Source organism: Halomonas litopenaei (assembly GCF_017303055.1).
GTDB lineage: Bacteria > Pseudomonadota > Gammaproteobacteria > Pseudomonadales > Halomonadaceae > Halomonas > Halomonas litopenaei_A.
On record NZ_JAEKJT010000012.1, the window covers coordinates 27962 to 46195 of the forward strand.

An 18234-nucleotide genomic window follows, 5' to 3' on the forward strand; every position below is an offset into this window, starting at 1 on the left:
TCTCCAGTGGGGGCTGGCAATCGAAAGGTGTCACGGTATGCGCCCGTGACAGGGCCGGACGACCATGCTCCGGCCCGTCGCTTGGTGTCTGCGTCGTCTGCGCAGGCTGTCTAGCGGCGTTGCAAAGCGCTTTCCAACTCCGGCAAGGCCTGGAACAGATCGGCCACCAGGCCGTAGTCGGCTACCTGGAAGATCGGCGCCTCCTCGTCCTTGTTGATGGCCACGATGACCTTGGAATCCTTCATTCCCGCCAGATGCTGGATCGCCCCACTGATGCCGACGGCGATATAGAGCTCGGGCGCGACGATCTTGCCGGTCTGCCCCACCTGCAGGTCGTTGGCCACATAGCCGGCGTCGACCGCGGCCCGCGAGGCACCAATGGCCCCGCCAAGGGCATCGGCGATACCGTCGAGCAGAGCGAAGTTGTCGCCACTTCCCATTCCACGACCGCCGGAAATGACGACCCTGGCCGAGCCCAGCTCCGGCCGGTCACTGACGGCCTGGGACTCACTGACGAAGAGCGAGTGCCCGTTATGAGCCGTGACAGGCAGCACCGATACTGGAGCGGTCTGGTCGCGATTGGCCGCTGCCTCAAAGGCGGTGACCCTGACGGTGATGACCTTGATGGGATCCAGGCTCTGGACAGTGGCAATGGCATTGCCTGCATAGATCGGCCGCTTGAACGTGTCCTCGTCTATCACCGCCACGATCTCTGAAAGCTGTGCCACGTCCTTGAGCGCCGCCAAACGCGGCAACACGTTCTTGCCCGTGGTCGAGGCCGCTGCCAGCACGTGGGAGTAGCCGTCGGCAAGGGTGACAAGTAGCTCGCCCATAGGCTCGGCGAGTTGATGGTCAAGGACGGATGAATCTGCCAACAGGACCCGACTCACGCCCTCGATGCCGGCAGCGCCTTGTGCCACTTCAGTGACTTGGAAGCCTGCTACCAGAACGTCGATCTCGACGTTGGCGTCCTGCTGGCAGTCCGCGATCTGCCTGGCGGCAGCCACCACCTTGGCGGTGGCCGCAGCGAGTTGTCCCTGATGATGTTCGGCCAGTACGAGTAGCTTCATGAGATCACCTTGGCGTCGTTTCTGAGTCGCTCCACGAGCTCGCTGACCGAACTCACCTTGATGCCTCCCTGTCGCTCGGCGGGGGGCTCTACCTTGAGCAGCCGCTGATGAGCCGTCACGACGACCTCCAGCTCCTCCGGCGTCCAGCGATCCAGCGGCTTCTTCTTGGCCTTCATGATGTCAGGAAGCTTGGCGTAGCGTGGCTCATTCAGGCGCAGATCCGCAGTAATGACCGCCGGCAGCGTCAGCTCCAGTGTCTCAAGCCCACCGTCGATCTCACGGGTGACCCGCAGCGCATCGCCCTCGACGCTCAGCTGGGAGGCAAAGGTGCCCTGGGGTACGCCCATCAGCGCAGCCAGCATCTGCCCGGTCTGATTGTTGTCCGAGTCGATCGCTTGCTTGCCCAACAGCACCAGCCCAGGTCTTTCCGCCGCGACCACCGCCTGCAGCAGCTTGGCGATGACCAACGCATCAAGCGCCGCCGGGGCATCGACGTGGATGGCTCTGTCGGCTCCCAGCGCCAGTGCGGTACGTAACTGCTCCTGGACGGCCTGGGGGCCAATGCTTGCCACCACGACCTCACTGGCGACTCCCGCTTCCTTGAGACGAACGGCCTCTTCCACCGCAATTTCACAGAAGGGATTCAAGGCCATCTTGACGTTGCTGAGATCAACATCCGAGTGGTCCGGTTTGACCCGGATCTTGACGTTGTAATCGATGACGCGTTTCACCGCGACGAGGATTTTCATGGTGATATCTCCTTGTTCGGGTGTTACGCCGTGATGGCTCGACCGATGATGATCTTCTGGATTTCCGAGGTGCCCTCGAAGATCCGCGTGATGCGCGCATCGCGGTAATAGCGCTCAACCGGCAGATCGCTGATGTAGCCATACCCGCCATGTACCTGCACCGCGGCATCGGTCACCTTGGCCGCAGCCTCGGACGCCACCAGTTTGGCTACCGCGGACTCTAGGCTGAAGCGCTGCCCGGAATCACGTGCATCCGCCGCCTTGTAGGTGACCAGCCGTGCCGCCTCCAACTGGGCATGCATCTCGGCCAACATCCACTGAATGCCCTGATGGCGGCCCAGCGGCTTGCCTGCGATGATGCGCTCCTTCGACCAGGCGATGGAGGCATCATAGGCAGCTCGGGCAATCCCCACGCTCATCGCCGCCACTTCGACACGTCCTCGGTCCAGCACTTCCATGGCCGTCGCGAATCCCGCGCCCTCCTCCCCCATCAGGGCGTCATCGGGAAGCACACAGTCAAAGTCGATCTCGTAGATGTGGCTGCCGCGCAGACCAAGGGTCTTTTCTGGGCTGGAGAAGCTGATCCCGGGCGTATGACGATCTACCAGGAAGGCCGAGATACCGCGATGTCCCTGGTCAGGGTCGGTCTTGGCGTAGACCACCAGGAAATCGGCGAAGGCGCCATTGGTGATGTAGTGCTTGGTGCCAGTCAGGTGCCAGCCGTCAGCGGTGCGCACCGCGCGGGTTCGCATCTCGGCGGGATTGGAACCGGCACCGGGTTCGGTCAGCGCGAAGGCGCCGAGTTTCTCACCGCTTGCGCACAGCGGCAGCAGCGCCTGCCGCTGTGCCTCGGTGGCACCGATCAGTACCGAGTCGGTGGCGAGAAAGTGCGCCGTCAGCGACGAGCAGGTCGCCGCACAGTGGTAGGCAATTTCTTCCACTGCCAGGGACATGCCAATACTGGAGATATCGACACCACCGTACTCGGAAGGCAGGTTCATGCTCCAGAAGCCCAACTCGCCCAGGGCACGCAGGCTCTCCTGGCAGAATTCCCGGGTCTCGTCGTAACGGGCTGCATGGGTCTTCAGCACATCGGCGCAGACGCGATGGGCGGCATCCTGAAACGCGATATCGTCTTCATTGAAGGTAAAGTTCATGCGTCAATCTCCTGATCGAGGTCCACGGTGTGCTGACCGAGCGTCGGCGCGGGGCGATGGCAGACGACCCGCTGACCATTGAAGAAAACCGGCTGGGCGGGGGACTTCCACTGCCCCATGTCGAGTAACAGCTGGCGATCCTCGGCATGCTGTGATTCGGCAAGCTGGGCAATGTCCCAGATGGGGGAAGCGGGAACCCCTGCTTCATCTAGACGCGAACAGACGTCTTTCACCGAGTAGTGACGGGTCCAGCGTTCGATCTCGGACTTGAGTGCGGCCTGATGGATGCAACGCTGCTCGTCATTGGCAAAGCGCGGATCGGTCAACAGCTCAGGGGCTTCCATGCACTCGGCAAGGCGGGCAAACAGCGGGTTATTGATGACGGCGATAATCACCTGGCCATCGCTGGCCTCGAAGCTATCGAACGGAGCGGACAGCGGATGACGGTTGCCGATAGGCGCAGGCGTGGGGCCACCAGCGATGAACTGCGCCAGATTGGTGACCTGCATGGCGAACAGACAATCGAGCATCGACACGTCAAGGTGACAGCCAAGGCGTTCTCCATCCCGCTCCCGTGCAAACAGGGCGGCACAGATTGACCAGCTCGCAAACATGCCAGCACAGACATCTCCCAGCGATTCGCCAATCCGCGTGGGGTGCCCTCCCTCGGGACCGGTGGCGGCCATCAGTCCCGACAGTGCTTGCGCAATGATGTCGTAGGCGGGCTTTGACCGCATGCTGCCCGTCTGACCAAAGCCCGAGATCGAGCAGTAGATCAGCGACGGAAAGCGCTCTCCCAGGCTCTTCTCGTCAATACCCAGGCGCTCGGTCACGCCCGGCCGGAAGTTTTCCACCAGTACGTCCGCCTCTTCGCATAGGGTGAAGAAACGCTCGCGATCGGTGGCATCCTTGAGGTCCAGGCATACACTCTTCTTGCCGCGATTGAGCATCGAGAAGTACAGGCTTTCCCCCTGGACATAAGGCGCAATGTGACGACTGTCATCACCATGGCCCGACTCGACCTTGATGACGTCCGCCCCCAGGTCCGCCAGCATCGCGGTGCAATAGGGCCCCGCCAGCACCCTCGACAGATCAAGAATGGTGACCCCTTCCAATGGCTTCATCGTGCCAGTCCTCCAGCGTCTTGTTATTGAGACGTGGCACGACGATCTCGACGAGCCACACAATATGTATATACATATCTTGGTCGTCATAAAAGCCTGAGGCACAGCGACAATATTTTGCCAACTCGCAAAAAAAGCAAAGAAATCCTTGTTTTTACTATCAAACCCAGTATTCAGGCAGGGGCTGAAAGTAGACTAAAGTAAAAGGAAGAACAGGCGAAGATGGCTTGACAGGCACAAATTGGTATATACATCTTGATGCACCGACCCATTCTGTACCGAGACGCCATCACCTGGACGCTACCCGTGAAGGGCGAGCGTGAAGCGACCGCATGGCGGGACAATCGGCACAGCGGATGGGGACCCCGCGCAGAGCAGCGTCAGAGGTTTGGCCGTGCCATCAACCGTGGCGGGAGGTGTTCAGCTTGTAGCGATGTCCAGGATGGAGAAGCTGGGTATAGCTGATAAGAAGTTCTCCTGACCAGGTACGACGCACAACCAGCAGGCAGGCCTGCTGGGGCGGGATCTCGAGTAGACGCGTTTCTTCAGCCGTCGGGTTGATCGCTTCGACGCTGTTTTCCACGTCGGTGACGGGGTAGCGCGCGACCAGGATGGCGTTTGGGGTCTGCCGCGTGAAATCGTGCTTGAGGTAGTCCGGAGCCAGTCGAGGATTGACGTGGCGTCGCTCGAGCTGAATGGCCACGCCATCTTCCCGATGCAGAATCTCGGAGTAGAACACCATGGTCCCGGTTTTCACGCCAAGAAAGACCGCCACCTCCTCAGACGCCTCCACCTCCTCGAGCGCGATGATATCACTGGAGTGCTCGCCACCTCGCGAGCGAATTTCGTCAGCAATATTGCGAATATCGAACAGGGACGACTCGGACTTGCGCTGGCTGACATAGGTGCCAGAGCCGACGCGCCTGACCAGCAGACCGCTCTGCACCAGATCCCTAATGGCCTTGTTGGCGGTCATCCGGCTGACACCGAACTCCCGAGCGAGCGCATTTTCGGCGGGAATACGATCGCCAGCAGAAAAGGTCCCTTCTTCGATATGAGATAGCAAATGCTCCTTGATTCTGGCGTAACCAGGCCGCTTGCTGACCATGAGGGATCCTTTTACTGGCACAAGGGCCCAAGTGTAGCCACGGCCCGTACCCCAGGGAAGCAGGTAAACGACACCTCACTCGATAAAGCCCGCCACGGCACCGTGAATGCCGTTACAGCATCGCTCCGCGTTCGGTGGCCACTTCGGCATCGGCCGGCTCCGAGCTCGTCGATGGCGGACAGGTATCGACGATAACGTCGATTCCGGCCCACACCCCCTGCCAGGAGTATGTCATGACGCCCTGATACCCCGTCGTACCATCGCAAAAACGGATATCAAAATCAGCGATGTGCTGTTCGACATATAGCCTGAGCTGTTCCGAGCCAAAGCCTCCGGAATCGTCATGATTCTCTAGAAAATAGGCGGTTCCAGCACCGCCAAACAGCGACAACACGCCATTGTCCGTGTACTCGTAGAAGAGCAGGGAATAGGGACTACTGCGGTAAGCTTGCTCGTTGCCGACAAACTCGACCGACATCCTTTCCATGGCCTTGTGGCGCACACTTTGATAGAGCGCCTGTCGGTCGCTGACCGGATGTCTGACCAGGTAGAGATTGGGAGTGACCTTGGACTGGACAAAGGTCATCGGACGAACGGTATCGACCGCCCTCGGGCCCAATACCGCCAGCGCTCCCATTCCGACCAGGCCAGCGACCAACCACAGTCTTGTCCTCTTCACGCGGCACTTACCTCGACATCACCAGAGCGACAAGCTCGAATTAGAAGAAAGGTCTGTCGAAGCGATGTTGCGCACCTTGCCTTGCGCTCGAGCGCTTCGCATAGGCACCCGTTCAACCCTACACCCATTTCGCCCTATATCTCTTCCATCCTACCCCCATTCAAACCCGCGGCGGATACCCGCCCGGACGAGGCTTCCGCCGGGGTTGTCGAGCTCCCGCGCGCGCTCCTTACTGGCCGCTCCCGTCGGCCTCGATGGATTCACCGAGCCTGGAGCAGAAACGCCCCCAGGCCAGCTGCAGGGACGGCAGCCAGGGGAGGCCATGCAACGCGCTGTGCACCATGCCGTCAGCGACTTCCAGCGATACCTGCGCCGAGGTGCGGGACCATTGCGCTACGGCGTCTTCTATCATTGCCGTCAGCGGATCATGCTCGGCCGCCAGCACATGCATATGCTGCGATGGCGGCAGGTGCCCATCATGGGCGGGAACCGTTGCCGCGACCATCGTCCACAATGCCAGGACGTCATCGCGGCTGAGCAGCGGCGCGTCTGCCCCCAACAGCGACGCCTGCGGCGTGCCGACCACCGGATAGATCAACCCCAGCGGCGGTACGCCGGCGCCCTCCCGAGCCAGTGTCGCCGCCGCATCCAGAACCAGCCGACCTCCAGCGCTGTCCCCCACCGCGGCGACAGGATCACAGGCCTGCCACACGCCGAGCACGTCCGATAGAGCGTCACTGTAGGACGACTCGGGCAACAGGCGGTAGTCAACGCTGACCACTTCCCGGCTCAGGGCCTGCACCAGGGCTTCAGCGACGCCACGGTGGCTGCGGCTGGACCCCAGCGTCCAGCCGCCACCATGGGCGTACACTACGACGCCACCGCCCTGGCGCGGGCCGTCCCGTGGCCATAGCCTGGTCACCGGCACCCCGGCAATGGTGGTGGCCTCGTCGGCGATGGTGGCACTGTTCAGCTGAAAGCTCTGGCACAGACGCTCGTAGCCACGCCGGGCGTCAACGGGGGGCATCCCTTGGAGTCCGTGGAGTCCCTGCTGATAGCGGTTGATGAACGCTTCAATTTCCATAAGGCCTTCCGTAGGCAGATGTGCCACATCATGGTAGCGATGTCTCGGCGCGCCAGGCATTTACATCGGCAATCGCCCCCATTGCGAAGACTCGTACCCAGTCCCTTGGCAGCCTGTCGACTTGGGCTAGAATCAAGGCTCAATTTCCAGCCGGACGTCAGAATGCCGTTACAACACTTCGCTAAAACAACAATTACCACGGGCCTGTTCGCCCTCCTGACCGCCACCGCCCAGGCCGACGATGAGATCGTGGTCGGCGGCAAGAACTTCACCGAACAGCAGATCATCTCGAGCATGACCGCCCAGTACCTGGAGCATCTGGGTTACGACGTGGACAAACGCGCCGGCATGGGATCCGCGGTGCTGCGGCAGGCACAGGAAAACGGCCAGGTGGACGTCTACTGGGAGTACACCGGCACCTCGCTGATCGTCTTCAATGGCGTTGACGAAAAGCTGGACGCCCAGGCGACCTATGATCGCGTCAAGGCGCTGGACGCCGACAAGGGGCTGGCCTGGCTCGAGCCTTCCGGCGTCAACAACACCTATGCCATCGCCATGCGTGAGGCCGATGCCGAGGCCATGGACATCACCAGCATTTCGGACATGGCCTCGGCGATCAACGCCGGCGAAGAGCTGCTGTTTGCCTCCAATGCCGAATTCTATGCGCGCCCCGATGGACTGCGTCCGATGCAGGACATCTACGGCTTTCAGTTCGACCGCTCCGATATCAAGCGCATGGATACGGGCCTGACCTATACCGCCCTCAGAGACGACCAGGTCGACATCGCCATGGTCACGACTACCGATGGACGAGTGTCGGCCTTCGACCTGCGTATTCTTGACGATGACAAGGGCTTCTTCCCGCCCTATGCAATGACTCCCGTGGTGCGCCAGGAAGCGCTGGACACCCACCCAGAGCTGGCGGCCCAGCTGAATGCACTTGCCGCCACGCTAGACGATGACGTCATGACGCGACTCAACGAGCAGGTGGACGTCAACCGCGACGTCGTGGAAACCGTCGCCGAGCAGTTTCTCGCCGACCAGGGGTTGATCGACTGATCGCATCTCCCGGCCACCGTGCCGATCGGGGCCGCCGCAATGCCAAGATGCCCCCTGCTTCTCACGTCGTGAAGCAGGGGGCACCGCCAGACTGTCGTTGCGTCGATTGTCCTTACATCCCGAAAAGAGTGTTTCGCGTTTGACGGTGTTCGGAATATCCATAGCAGGCTAAGGTGTTGCTCATATCCCAATCCCCACTGTTATGGAGATCCCATGAAAGCTATCGGTTACTACGCCCCAGGCCCCATCGATCGCGACGACGCCCTGGTGGATCTCGCGCAAGAGGTGCCTCAGGCCAGCGGGCACGACGTGCTGGTCAAGGTCGAGGCCGTTTCGGTCAATCCCGTCGACGTCAAAATCCGCCAGTCACGAGCGCCCGAGCAAGGCCTGGCCGCGGTGATCGGCTGGGATGCCGTCGGAGAGGTGGTGGCTGTCGGCGACAAGGCAACCTCTGTCCAAGTGGGCGACCGAGTGTGGTACGCCGGGGATATTTCTCGCCCGGGCACGAACAGTGAGTACCACCTGGTGGACGCACGCATCGTCAGCAAGGCACCCGGCTCCATCGACAACGCGGCCGCCGCTGCCCTGCCCCTTACCGCTCTGACCGCCTTTGAGATGCTGTTTGATCGGCTCAAGATCAACGACCCGGTCCCCGGCGCCGCTCGCGCAGTGCTGGTCATCGGCGGGGCCGGCGGCGTCGGCTCGATCACTATCCAGCTGCTGCGCGCACTGACCGACTACACCGTCATTGCCACGGCGTCACGGCCAGAAACCCAGGAATGGGTGAAGGAGCTGGGGGCCCACCATGTCATCGATCACCATCAACCGCTGCCGGCACAGATCGATGCCCTTGGCCTCGGCGCTCCCGCTTTTGTGTTCTCGACCAATGCCTCAGAGGGCTACGCGCCCCAGATAGCAGAACTGATTGCGCCCCAGGGTCGCTTTGGCTTGATCGACGACCCGGCCTCCCTCGACGTGGTGCCGTTCAAGCCCAAGGCGGTGTCCATCCACTGGGAGCTGATGTTCACCCGCCCGCTGTTTTCCACGGCCGACATCGCCCGCCAGGGAGAGATTCTCGCCAAGGTGGCGCACCTGATCGATACCGGGCACCTTCGCTCCACCGCTACTGAGTCCTTTGGCACCATCAACGCCGCCAACCTCAAACGTGCCCATGCCCTGATCGAGAGCGGCCGCGCCAAGGGCAAGGTCGTGCTCGAAGGTTTCTAGGCGGTCCCTCTTGATAGCCACCCTGGCCTAGCTGCCTTGGCCTAGCTGGCCTGACCTAGCCGCCCTGGCCTAGCTGGCCATCAAGGCGCCAACAGAAAACGCCCGCCCCGCTCGGTCTTGCCGAACGGGGCGGGCGTCATATGGGGCGACGACGCTGCGATCGAGACGGCGCAGCTTACGTCGTCAACTCAGCATCGCCAGCTCAGCCTTTCCTGTTTGAACCTCAGGACAGGCGTTCGCGGAAGTCCTGGTAGCCAAACTCGCGGATGACCTGCAGGGCTCCGGTGTCCGAGTTCCACACTGCGATGGCCGGCAGACGCGTGCCATTGAAGGTGGTGGTCTTGACCATGGTGTAGTGCGCCATGTCCTTGAACACCAGCTTCTGCCCTATCTCGAGAGGGGCATCGAAGCTGTAGTCACCGATCACATCACCGGCCAGGCAGGTCAAGCCTCCCAAACGATAGGTGTGAGCCCGCTCACCAGGTTCCCCTGCCCCCAGCAGACCAGGCCGATAGGGCATTTCCAGCACGTCCGGCATGTGACAGGTGGCAGAGGTATCGAGAATCGCCTGATCGAGAGTATTGAAGGTGGTATCCAGTACCGTGGTGACCAGCACACCGGACCCAATCGCCACCGCTTCGCCTGGCTCAAGGTAAACCTGAACCTGGTGACGCTCTGCGAATGAGCGAATGCAGCGCACCAGGTCGTCGCGCTGGTAGTCGGGCCGGGTGATGTGGTGGCCACCACCGAAGTTCACCCACTCCATGCGACCAAGCAGGTGGCCGAAGCGCTCTTCCACCGCCGCCAGCGTTCGCTCAAGCGGCGGGAAATCCTGCTCGCACAGAGTGTGAAAATGCAGACCGGTGATGCCATCCAGGGTCGCTTCATCCAGCTCCGACAGCACAATACCCAGACGCGAGCCGGGAGCGCAGGGATCATAGATCGGCACATCGCCCTCGGAGTGCTCCGGATTGATGCGCAAGCCGAACTTGATCCCAGGCCGCTGCTCCAGTGCTGCCTGCACCAGCGGCTGCGCGCGCTGCCACTGCGCGCAGCTGTTGAACACCACATGATCAGCGATCTTCAGGATCTCGATCAGATCGGCCTCACTGTAGGCAGCACCAAAGACATGCACTTCGCCTTCGTAGTGCTCATGGCCCAGCAGGGCTTCATGCAGACCACTGGCACAGGTGCCGCTCAGGTAGCGCGACACCAGCGGCGCGAAATGCCACATGCTGAAGGCCTTGAGCGCTGACAGCACCTTGGCCCCGCTGGCGTCGGCCACCTCGGCGAGAATCCGCAGGTTGCGCTCCACCGCCACCTCATCCACCACATAGCAGGGAGATGGCAGCGCGCGGGTATCGAGCCGCGAGATATCCGTGAACTGAAGGATCTCCACGCCTTACAGGTCCTCGCCCTTCTGTACGTCAAGACGGAAGGAGGGATCCAGCTCGACCACTTTCCACGGCAGACCGTAGGCATTCATGTCGGCCATGAACGGATCGGGATCGCACTGTTCCATGTTCCACACACCGGGACGCTTCCAGTGACCCTCGAGGATCATCTTGGCGCCAATCATCGCGGGCACACCGGTCGTGTAGGAAATGGCCTGGGACTGGACTTCGGCATAGCATACCTCGTGGTCACAGATGTTATACAGGTACATGACCTTTTCCTGGCCGTCCTTCTTGCCGCGGACGACGGTGCCGATGCAGGTCTTGCCCTTGGTGCGCGGCCCCAGGGTGGAAGGGTCGGGCAGCAGCTTGGCAAGGAACTGGATAGGCACAATTTCCTGGCCGTTATAGTCGACCGGCTCGATCCCCGTCATACCGACGTTCTTCAGCACTTCAAGGTGCTTGAGATAGCTGTCACCAAAGCTCATCCAGAACTGAGCCCGCTTGAGGCTCGGGAAGTGCTTCGATAGCGACTCAAGCTCCTCGTGATAGAGACGGTAGATGTTGTAGTCACCGACCTCTTCAGGGCAGCTGAAACGCGCCATCTTGGACATCGGCGGGGTAGTGACGAACTCGCCATTCTCATAGTGACGACACTCGGCACTGACCTCCCGGATGTTGATTTCCGGGTTGAAGTTGGTGGCGAAGGGATAACCATGATCGCCGCCATTGACATCGATGATGTCCAGCTCTTCGATCTCGTCGAAATAGTGCTTGGCGAGATAGGCGGTGAACATGTTGGTGGCGCCCGGATCGAAGCCGCTGCCCAGCAGAGCCGTCAGCCCCGCCTGCTGGAAGCGCTCCTGATAGGCCCACTGCCACTTGTACTCGAACTTAGCGGTATCAAGGGGTTCGTAATTGGCCGTGTCGAGGTAGTGAACACCCGCTGCCAGGCAGGCATCCATGATGCTCAGGTCCTGATAAGGCAGGGCGACATTGATGACCAGCTCGGGCTTTTCTGCCTCGAGCAACGCCGTCAATTCAGCCACGTTGTCGGCATCGACCTGGGCCGTGCGGATGGGGCGCGGCAGCTGCTCGGCGATAGCCTTGCACTTGGACTCGGTGCGACTGGCCAACAGGATATCGGTAAACACCGAGTCCAGCTGGGCACACTTGTGGGCGACGACACTGCCGACACCGCCGGCACCAATGATGATCACTTTCGACATGTTGATACGCTCCCGCCTGAATACAACGATCCATCCACAGACAATAGAGAGGATGGATAGACCTGTTGAGCAGCCCTTCTCGACAGACTCCCTGACTCGCTCCTCCGAGCAAGCCAGCGGGCCCGACCCGTGACGTGGACTCGCTTAATGGGCCCGGTTGAGGTGCTTGGCGCCTCGCCCATAGGGCACGTCCTCGAGACATGCCCCTACCCTACTACCGGACGGCGCATGCTAACCACATTTGCCAGCTCATGCCACGGCTTTTCGCACCGAAAAGTGACCCCCGCCAGGGCCGTCCTCAGTGTAGTCAATCAGCACCATATGACAGCTTGACGATGTCTTCGCTTTCTTCCTCTTCCCCCCGAACCGCCCCTTGCCAGCGCCTGACTATCCCCCGGACTGACCGCCCGGACTGACTGCTCTGACTGACCATCCTGAGCGACCGCCCAGTTCGACCGTCATCGGGCCCTTCCATAGCCCACACCCAATGCCTTCATCCGCGACATTCGCATCATGATTCCGAAAAATTAACGACTACGTATTCACTTAGCACTACTAAAGTATATTTACTTTATTTTCATGGTCTTAAAAACAAAAACCAAAGACACAAAAACTTTGATGTTGAATACGTATTCCCAAGCCTTTAAAAGTGATTCCCCTTGCTGCCCGTCACACAGACACGCCTCCCGGCAGCGGCCGCCCCACCCCAGGGCATCACAACGATAACAGGAGAGCATCATGCGCCAATTCAACTCCCTTCCTTTCCGCCTCACCGTCCTGACCGCCGCCATCGGGCTGTCCAGCGCAGCCTTCGCCCAGCAGGAGCGGACCATCGATGTCAGCCTGCCGCTGGGACCCGACTCCCAGCAGGGCATCGGCGTGCTCAAGTTCGGAGAGGAGCTGGAGCGTCTGTCGGAAGGCCGGCTGACCATCGAGCCCCACTATGACAATGCGCTGGGGGCCGAGCGTGAAGTCATCGAGGGGATGGGGCTTGGCATCATCGATGCAGGCATCGCGTCGACCGGCCCCATGGGCGGCTTTGTCGATGAATTCCTGCTGTTCGACCTGCCCTACATCTTTGAGGATCACGGGCATGCTTATGCCTTCCTCGACAGCGAATACGGTGACCAGCTGGCCCAACTCGCCGAAGACCAGATGAACGTCAAGTTCCTGGCGTGGATGGAGAATGGCTTCCGTCACAACACCAATTCCGTGCGCGCGCTGGAGCAGCCCAGCGACCTGGAAGGGATCAACCACCGTACGCAGGAAAGCCGCGTGCAGGTCGATACCTGGGAAGCGCTGGGCGCCAACGCCACGCCAATGGCGTGGACCGAGGTATACACAGCGCTGCAACAGGGCGTCATGGACAGCCAGGAAAACCCTCTGGCCACCATCTACGACGTCAATTTCTACGAGGTTCAGGATTACCTGAACATCACCCAGCACGTCTATTCACCGGCGCCGCTGATGATGAGCCTGGATCTGTTCAACTCCTTCAGCGAAGACGACCAGGCCCTGATTCTGGAGGCCGCTCAAATCGCACTGCCGGTTCAGCGGGAGGCCAGCCAGGAGCTGGAACAACGCTACAAGGGCGAGTTGGCTGACCTGGGCATGACGGTCACCGAACCTGACCTGGCGCCCTTCCGCGAGGCCGTGCGTCCGGTTATCGCCAAGTGGGGCCCGACCGTCGGCGAAGACCTGGTCGACGCGGCCATCAACTTCGAGCACTGAGTACCCGGCCCCCTGGCCAGCCAGCTGGTCAGGGGGCACTGCATTCTGCGAGGCCCTTCATGCACTCCTTTCTGCGTGTCGCCAACACGGCGATCTGGCACTTCAATCGGTTGATCGGCTGGGGGCTCGCCCTGCTTTTGCTGATCATGACCGTACTGATCTTTTGGCAGGTGTTCGCTCGCTTCGTGGTGGGCAGCCCGCTGTTCTTCTCCGATGAAATCGCTCGCTTTTCGATGCTCTGGCTAACCTTTATCGGTGCCGGCTACGCCTATCGTCATGGCGCCCTGATCTCCGTCGACATCGTGCTCGAATATGCAGGAGAGCGCCTGGCTCGGCTGCTGCGGATCGTGATCGTGCTGTGCTCGGCACTGTTTGCGTTCGTCATGATCAAGTATGGCCTCGAGCTGGTCGGCCGAGTGGCCAGCCAGACGGCGCCAAGCACGCGCATTTCCATGATGTGGCCATACCTGTCCATTCCTGCCGGCGGCGTCGTGATTCTGATCAATAGCCTGGGGCTGTTGATTGATGAAGCCCTCGGACAACCCGTCCAGCGACTGCAGGAGGTCAGCTGATCATGGCCCTCATGCTGTTCTTGACCCTTATCTCTCTTTTCGTGGTGGGTGTTCCCATTGCCTTCTCGCTGGGACTGGCGTCTGCCCTGACGGTGTGGCAAGGCGACCTGATGCCGATGCTGATCGTTGCACAACAGCTGATTGCCTCGGTCAACTCCTTCCCGCTGATGGCGATTCCGTTCTTCATCCTCGCGGGCTACCTGATGCAGGGCGGCGGCATCTCGAAGCGCCTGGTCGATTTCTCCAACACCCTGGTCGGCAGCATGACGGGCGGGCTGGCCATGGTCGCCATCGTCACGTCGCTGTTCTTTGCTGCGATTTCCGGATCCGGGGCAGCCACCACGGCGGCCATCGGCTCTATCCTGATTCCCGCGATGCTGGCCAAGGGCTATCCCGGTGGCTATGCGGCGGCCAATCAGGCGGCGTCGGGCGCTCTGGGGGTCATTATCCCTCCCAGTATTCCCTTGATCCTCTATGCCATCGCGGCCAATGTTTCTGTTGGCGACATGTTCATTGCCGGCATCCTGCCTGGCATTCTGGTCACCCTGACCCTCCTGGTCTTTGCCTACTTCTTTGCCCGCGCCAACGGTCTTGGCGGTGGCGAGAAAAGCTCACTGAGCGACGTCTGGCGCGCCGGCAAGAAAGCCATCCTCGCCATCCTCATGCCGGTCATCATCCTTGGCGGTATCTACGGTGGGGTGTTTACACCGACCGAGGCAGCGGTGATCGCGGTGGCCTATTCCTTTGTCATCGGCACGGTGATCTATCGAGAGATCAAGCTCGACAGTCTAATGGGCATTCTGCGTCAATCCGCAGTAACCACAGCGGTGGTTCTCAGCATCATCGCTGCCGCCGGACTGTATGGACGCATTCTTCAGAGCCTCAGAGTGCCGGACATGATCTCCGACTTCGTGATCTCGGCCATCGACAGTCCGCTGCTGTTTATCCTGCTGGCCAACCTGCTGCTGTTGCTCGCTGGCATGTTCATCGAGGCGGCCGCCGCCATCCTGATCTTCGTGCCCATCCTGCTGCCCATTGCCGTGAGCTACGGCTTCGACCCGATTCACTTCGGCATCATCATGGTGGTCAACCTGGCCATGGGCATGTTTACCCCACCGGTCGGGCTCAACCTGTTCGTGGCCTCTCAGATCACCAATATCGGCATTGCGCGGCTGACCTGGGCCGTCATGCCCTTCGTCGCCATCGTGCTGATCAACCTGCTCATCATCAGTCTGCTGCCGGCCCTGTCGACCTGGCTGCCGTCGCTGTAACCCTACAAGGAGAGACCCCATGAGTGTTGTAGAAAGCCTTCGCCCCCGCCAGGGACTGCGCGTACTGGTGACCGCCGGCGCGTCGGGCATTGGCCTTGCCATTGCCAGCGCCTTTGCCGAAGCCGGTGCTCGGGTTCACGTCTGCGACATCGATGACAAGGCGCTGGATGCCCTGCCGCCACACATCACACGTACCCATTGCGACGTCAGCAACGACGAGGATGTCGCTCGCCTGTTCGACGATGCATCGGCCCTGGGGGGCCTGGACGTGGTCGTCAATAACGCCGGTATTGCTGGCCCGACGGCAGGCATCGAGGACATCGACCACGCCAGCTGGACCCAGACCATCGATATCAACCTCAACGGACAGTACCGGGTCGCACACCGTGCAGCGCCCTTGCTGCGTGATAGTCAGGGACTGCTGGTCAATCTGGCCTCCGTGGCTGGCCGCCTGGGGTTCGCCTATCGCACCCCCTATGCCGCCAGCAAATGGGCCGTGGTCGGCCTGACCAAGAGCCTGGCCTGCGAGCTTGGTCCGGAAGGCGTGCGTGTGAATGCCATTCTTCCGGGCATCGTGCGCGGCCCACGGATCACCAAGGTCATTGAGGATCGAGCGGCCAAGCGTGGCATCAGCTACGAGGAGATGGAGACCGAGAACCTCTCAAAGATATCGATGCGCCGCATGGTAGACCCGACGGATATCGCCGCCATGGCGCTGTTCCTCGCTGCACCAGGCGGATCCAACATCTCGGGGCAGGCGCTCAGTGTCTGTGCCAACGTCGAATCCCTCTGACCTCAGGACGCTCTCATGACGACTTCCATCGGTGTGGTCGGCGCAGGACTCATTGGTCGCGCCTGGGCCATCGTCTTTGCTCGAGCAGAGCTGCCCGTCACCTTGTTTGATGTAGATGCAGATGCCCTGGACAGGGCATCTGCAGCGATCCAGCAGTCGCTGACGGACCTGGCTGACGCTGGGCTGATCGATGATCCAGTGGCGATCATGGCCAGAATTCGTTTTGACAGCCACCTCGTCTCGGCCATGCAGGACGCCATCTACGTCCAGGAGTGCGGGCCGGAAGACGTGACCGCGAAACGTCAGATCTACCGCGATCTGGAGGCGGTGGTCAGCAGTGACTGCGTGCTGGCCAGCTCCACCTCGGGGATCGCCGCCTCGCGCTTTACCGATCACCTGGAGCACCCTCAGCGCTGCCTCGTGGCACATCCGGTCAACCCGCCCTACCTGATTCCTCTGGTAGAGGTGGTACCGACGCCAGCCACCAGTGAACAGAGTGTTCAGCGGGCGATGGCCCTGATGGAACAAGCCCGCCAGGTCCCGATTCTGGTCCACCAGGAGGTGGCAGGCTTTGTCCTCAACCGCCTGCAAGGGGCGCTGCTCAACGAAGCCCTGCGGCTGTTCCGCGATGGCGTGGTGTCCGCCGAGGACCTCGACAAGACCATGAAACACGGGCTCGGCCTGCGCTGGTCCTTCATGGGCCCCTTCGAGACCATCGACCTCAATGCGCCTGCAGGCATTGCCGACTACGGCAAGCGTTACGGCCCGCTGTATCGCGATATTGATCGCGAGCGCGGACAGGAAGACCCCTGGCTCGACGCCACCCTGGAGGCACTGGACGAGCAGCGCCGCGCCTTGCTCCCCACACACGAACTGGGTGAACGCCAGGCCTGGCGTGATCGCCGCTTGATGGCACTGCTCGCCCATCAGCAGGCTACGACACCACGCTAAACCGCACACGTCATGCGGCAACGTTCACGCCGCTGTGCTCACTTTGCTAGAGGACTTCACGGAAATGGCTGCAAAACGCAAGGTCATCATCACCTGCGCCGTCACCGGCGCCATTCACACCCCGTCCATGTCTCGCTACCTTCCCGTCACCCCCGAGGAGATTGCCGAGGCCGGTATCGCCGCCGCCGAGGCTGGCGCGTCGGTGCTGCATTTGCATGCCCGGGACCCCAAGGATGGCAGGCCGACCCAGGATCCGGCGATGTTCGAGCGCTTCCTGCCGCGCATCAAGAGCTCCTGCGACGCGGTGATCAATCTGACCACCGGCGGCAGCCCCCATATGACGGTGGAAGAACGTATGCGCCCCGCCATGGAGTTCAAGCCTGAGCTGGCGTCCATGAACATGGGATCGATCAACTTCGGCCTGTTCCCGATGCTGGATCGCTACAACGAGCTGACCCATCAGTGGGAGCGCGATCACCTGGCCAATAGCCGTGACCTGGTGTTCAAGAACACCTTCGCTGATATCGAAAAAGCCATGACGCTTGGCGATGCCAATGGCACCCGCTTTGAATGCGAGTGCTACGACATCGGCCACCTGTATTCGCTGCGCAATCTACTCGACCGTGGTGTCGCCAAGGGCCGCGTCTTCGTCCAGAGCGTGTTCGGTATCCTGGGTGGCATCGGGCCGCATCCTGAAGACGTCATGCACATGCGCCGCACCGCAGACCGCCTGTTCGGCGATGACTATGAATGGTCTGTGCTGGGGGCCGGCAGCAGCCAGATGCGCATTGCAGCGCAAGCCGCTGCCATGGGTGGACACGTGCGCGTCGGTCTCGAGGACTCGCTGTGGCTTGGGCCGGGCAAGCTGGCCGAGACCAATGCAAGCCAGGTGACCAAGGTTCGCGAGATTCTGGAGGGCCTGTCTCTCGAGGTGGCCACACCCGACGAGGCGCGTCAGATGCTTGGACTCAAGGGCGGGGATCAGGTCGGGTTCTAGGCTTGGCCCGCCGTTGAGCATGCCAATATCAGCACCCGC

The 18234-nt window shown here is 61.2% G+C and carries 17 protein-coding genes; 8 read left to right on the forward strand and 9 right to left on the reverse strand.

The window, feature by feature from the left end; genetic code table 11:
- Positions 1-110 precede the first annotated feature (110 nt).
- The 7 genes from JF545_RS19330 to JF545_RS19360 all read right to left on the reverse strand — a co-directional run bounded on the left by JF545_RS19330 (position 111) and on the right by JF545_RS19360 (position 6971).
- The gene (locus JF545_RS19330; protein WP_206944790.1) at positions 111-1070 is read right to left on the reverse strand and encodes an electron transfer flavoprotein subunit alpha/FixB family protein; all 960 of its coding nucleotides are present in this window, start codon (positions 1068-1070) and stop codon (positions 111-113) included.
- Positions 1067-1819: an electron transfer flavoprotein subunit beta/FixA family protein gene (locus JF545_RS19335; RefSeq protein ID WP_206944791.1), complete on the reverse strand. Its 753-nt coding sequence runs from the start codon at positions 1817-1819 to the stop codon at positions 1067-1069. The genes JF545_RS19330 and JF545_RS19335 overlap by 4 nt, the downstream gene beginning before the upstream one ends.
- 23 nt (positions 1820-1842) lie before the next feature.
- Positions 1843-2976, reverse strand: coding sequence for an acyl-CoA dehydrogenase family protein (locus JF545_RS19340; RefSeq protein ID WP_206944792.1), 1134 nt, complete (start codon positions 2974-2976; stop codon positions 1843-1845).
- Positions 2973-4100: a CaiB/BaiF CoA transferase family protein gene (locus JF545_RS19345; RefSeq protein WP_206944793.1), complete on the reverse strand. Its 1128-nt coding sequence runs from the start codon at positions 4098-4100 to the stop codon at positions 2973-2975. Before JF545_RS19345 ends, JF545_RS19340 begins: the two co-directional genes overlap by 4 nt.
- Positions 4101-4500: 400 nt before the next feature.
- On the reverse strand, positions 4501-5208 hold the full coding sequence (gene hutC, locus JF545_RS19350; protein WP_206944794.1) for a histidine utilization repressor: 708 nt from the start codon (positions 5206-5208) through the stop codon (positions 4501-4503).
- A gap of 112 nt (positions 5209-5320) precedes the next feature.
- On the reverse strand, positions 5321-5887 hold the full coding sequence (locus tag JF545_RS19355) for a hypothetical protein (RefSeq protein ID WP_206944795.1): 567 nt from the start codon (positions 5885-5887) through the stop codon (positions 5321-5323).
- Positions 5888-6116: 229 nt separating this feature from the next.
- The gene (locus tag JF545_RS19360; RefSeq protein WP_206944796.1) at positions 6117-6971 is read right to left on the reverse strand and encodes an alpha/beta hydrolase fold domain-containing protein; all 855 of its coding nucleotides are present in this window, start codon (positions 6969-6971) and stop codon (positions 6117-6119) included.
- Between the two features lie 162 nt (positions 6972-7133).
- Here JF545_RS19360 and JF545_RS19365 point away from each other — a divergent pair, with 162 nt between their 5' ends.
- On the forward strand, positions 7134-8030 hold the full coding sequence (locus tag JF545_RS19365; RefSeq protein ID WP_206944797.1) for a glycine betaine ABC transporter substrate-binding protein: 897 nt from the start codon (positions 7134-7136) through the stop codon (positions 8028-8030).
- Between the two features lie 213 nt (positions 8031-8243).
- A complete protein-coding gene (locus tag JF545_RS19370) occupies positions 8244-9257 on the forward strand; it encodes a zinc-binding alcohol dehydrogenase family protein (RefSeq protein ID WP_206944798.1) in 1014 nt (337 codons plus the stop codon).
- A 223-nt stretch (positions 9258-9480) separates the two neighbouring features.
- Here JF545_RS19370 and nspC read toward each other — a convergent pair whose 3' ends face one another.
- Together nspC and JF545_RS19380 are read right to left on the reverse strand one after the other, a co-directional pair.
- Positions 9481-10656, reverse strand: a complete 1176-nt coding sequence (gene nspC, locus JF545_RS19375; protein WP_315900659.1) for a carboxynorspermidine decarboxylase — start codon at positions 10654-10656, stop codon at positions 9481-9483.
- A 3-nt stretch (positions 10657-10659) separates the two neighbouring features.
- On the reverse strand, positions 10660-11880 hold the full coding sequence (locus tag JF545_RS19380) for a saccharopine dehydrogenase family protein (protein WP_206944799.1): 1221 nt from the start codon (positions 11878-11880) through the stop codon (positions 10660-10662).
- A gap of 738 nt (positions 11881-12618) precedes the next feature.
- On the opposite strand from JF545_RS19380, the gene JF545_RS19385 reads away from it, so the two are divergent.
- The 6 genes from JF545_RS19385 to JF545_RS19410 all read left to right on the forward strand — a co-directional run bounded on the left by JF545_RS19385 (position 12619) and on the right by JF545_RS19410 (position 18195).
- Positions 12619-13611 carry a DctP family TRAP transporter solute-binding subunit gene (locus tag JF545_RS19385; RefSeq protein ID WP_206944800.1) on the forward strand — a complete coding sequence of 331 codons (993 nt, stop codon included), beginning with the start codon at positions 12619-12621 and terminating at the stop codon, positions 13609-13611.
- 59 nt (positions 13612-13670) lie between these two features.
- Positions 13671-14183 (forward strand): TRAP transporter small permease, encoded by a 513-nt coding sequence (locus JF545_RS19390; RefSeq protein ID WP_206944801.1) that lies wholly within the window; start codon positions 13671-13673, stop codon positions 14181-14183.
- Between the two features lie 2 nt (positions 14184-14185).
- Positions 14186-15454: a TRAP transporter large permease gene (locus JF545_RS19395; protein ID WP_206944802.1), complete on the forward strand. Its 1269-nt coding sequence runs from the start codon at positions 14186-14188 to the stop codon at positions 15452-15454.
- A gap of 19 nt (positions 15455-15473) precedes the next feature.
- Positions 15474-16247: an SDR family oxidoreductase gene (locus tag JF545_RS19400; protein WP_206944803.1), complete on the forward strand. Its 774-nt coding sequence runs from the start codon at positions 15474-15476 to the stop codon at positions 16245-16247.
- A gap of 15 nt (positions 16248-16262) precedes the next feature.
- A complete protein-coding gene (locus tag JF545_RS19405) occupies positions 16263-17198 on the forward strand; it encodes a 3-hydroxyacyl-CoA dehydrogenase (RefSeq protein ID WP_206944804.1) in 936 nt (311 codons plus the stop codon).
- A 64-nt stretch (positions 17199-17262) separates the two neighbouring features.
- Positions 17263-18195, forward strand: a complete 933-nt coding sequence (locus tag JF545_RS19410) for a 3-keto-5-aminohexanoate cleavage protein (protein ID WP_206944805.1) — start codon at positions 17263-17265, stop codon at positions 18193-18195.
- The last annotated feature ends 39 nt before the right edge of the window (positions 18196-18234 follow it).

Coding starts and splice junctions, on each gene's coding strand:
- JF545_RS19365 (WP_206944797.1), top strand. CDS start 7,134: ATGCCGTTACAACACTTCGCTAAAACAACAATTACCACGGGCCTGTTC.
- JF545_RS19330 (WP_206944790.1), bottom strand. CDS start 1,070: ATGAAGCTACTCGTACTGGCCGAACATCATCAGGGACAACTCGCTGCG.
- JF545_RS19340 (WP_206944792.1), bottom strand. CDS start 2,976: ATGAACTTTACCTTCAATGAAGACGATATCGCGTTTCAGGATGCCGCC.
- JF545_RS19390 (WP_206944801.1), top strand. CDS start 13,671: ATGCACTCCTTTCTGCGTGTCGCCAACACGGCGATCTGGCACTTCAAT.
- JF545_RS19345 (WP_206944793.1), bottom strand. CDS start 4,100: ATGAAGCCATTGGAAGGGGTCACCATTCTTGATCTGTCGAGGGTGCTG.
- JF545_RS19380 (WP_206944799.1), bottom strand. CDS start 11,880: ATGTCGAAAGTGATCATCATTGGTGCCGGCGGTGTCGGCAGTGTCGTC.
- JF545_RS19395 (WP_206944802.1), top strand. CDS start 14,186: ATGGCCCTCATGCTGTTCTTGACCCTTATCTCTCTTTTCGTGGTGGGT.
- JF545_RS19335 (WP_206944791.1), bottom strand. CDS start 1,819: ATGAAAATCCTCGTCGCGGTGAAACGCGTCATCGATTACAACGTCAAG.
- hutC (WP_206944794.1), bottom strand. CDS start 5,208: ATGGTCAGCAAGCGGCCTGGTTACGCCAGAATCAAGGAGCATTTGCTA.
- JF545_RS19385 (WP_206944800.1), top strand. CDS start 12,619: ATGCGCCAATTCAACTCCCTTCCTTTCCGCCTCACCGTCCTGACCGCC.
- JF545_RS19360 (WP_206944796.1), bottom strand. CDS start 6,971: ATGGAAATTGAAGCGTTCATCAACCGCTATCAGCAGGGACTCCACGGA.
- JF545_RS19410 (WP_206944805.1), top strand. CDS start 17,263: ATGGCTGCAAAACGCAAGGTCATCATCACCTGCGCCGTCACCGGCGCC.
- JF545_RS19370 (WP_206944798.1), top strand. CDS start 8,244: ATGAAAGCTATCGGTTACTACGCCCCAGGCCCCATCGATCGCGACGAC.
- JF545_RS19400 (WP_206944803.1), top strand. CDS start 15,474: ATGAGTGTTGTAGAAAGCCTTCGCCCCCGCCAGGGACTGCGCGTACTG.
- JF545_RS19405 (WP_206944804.1), top strand. CDS start 16,263: ATGACGACTTCCATCGGTGTGGTCGGCGCAGGACTCATTGGTCGCGCC.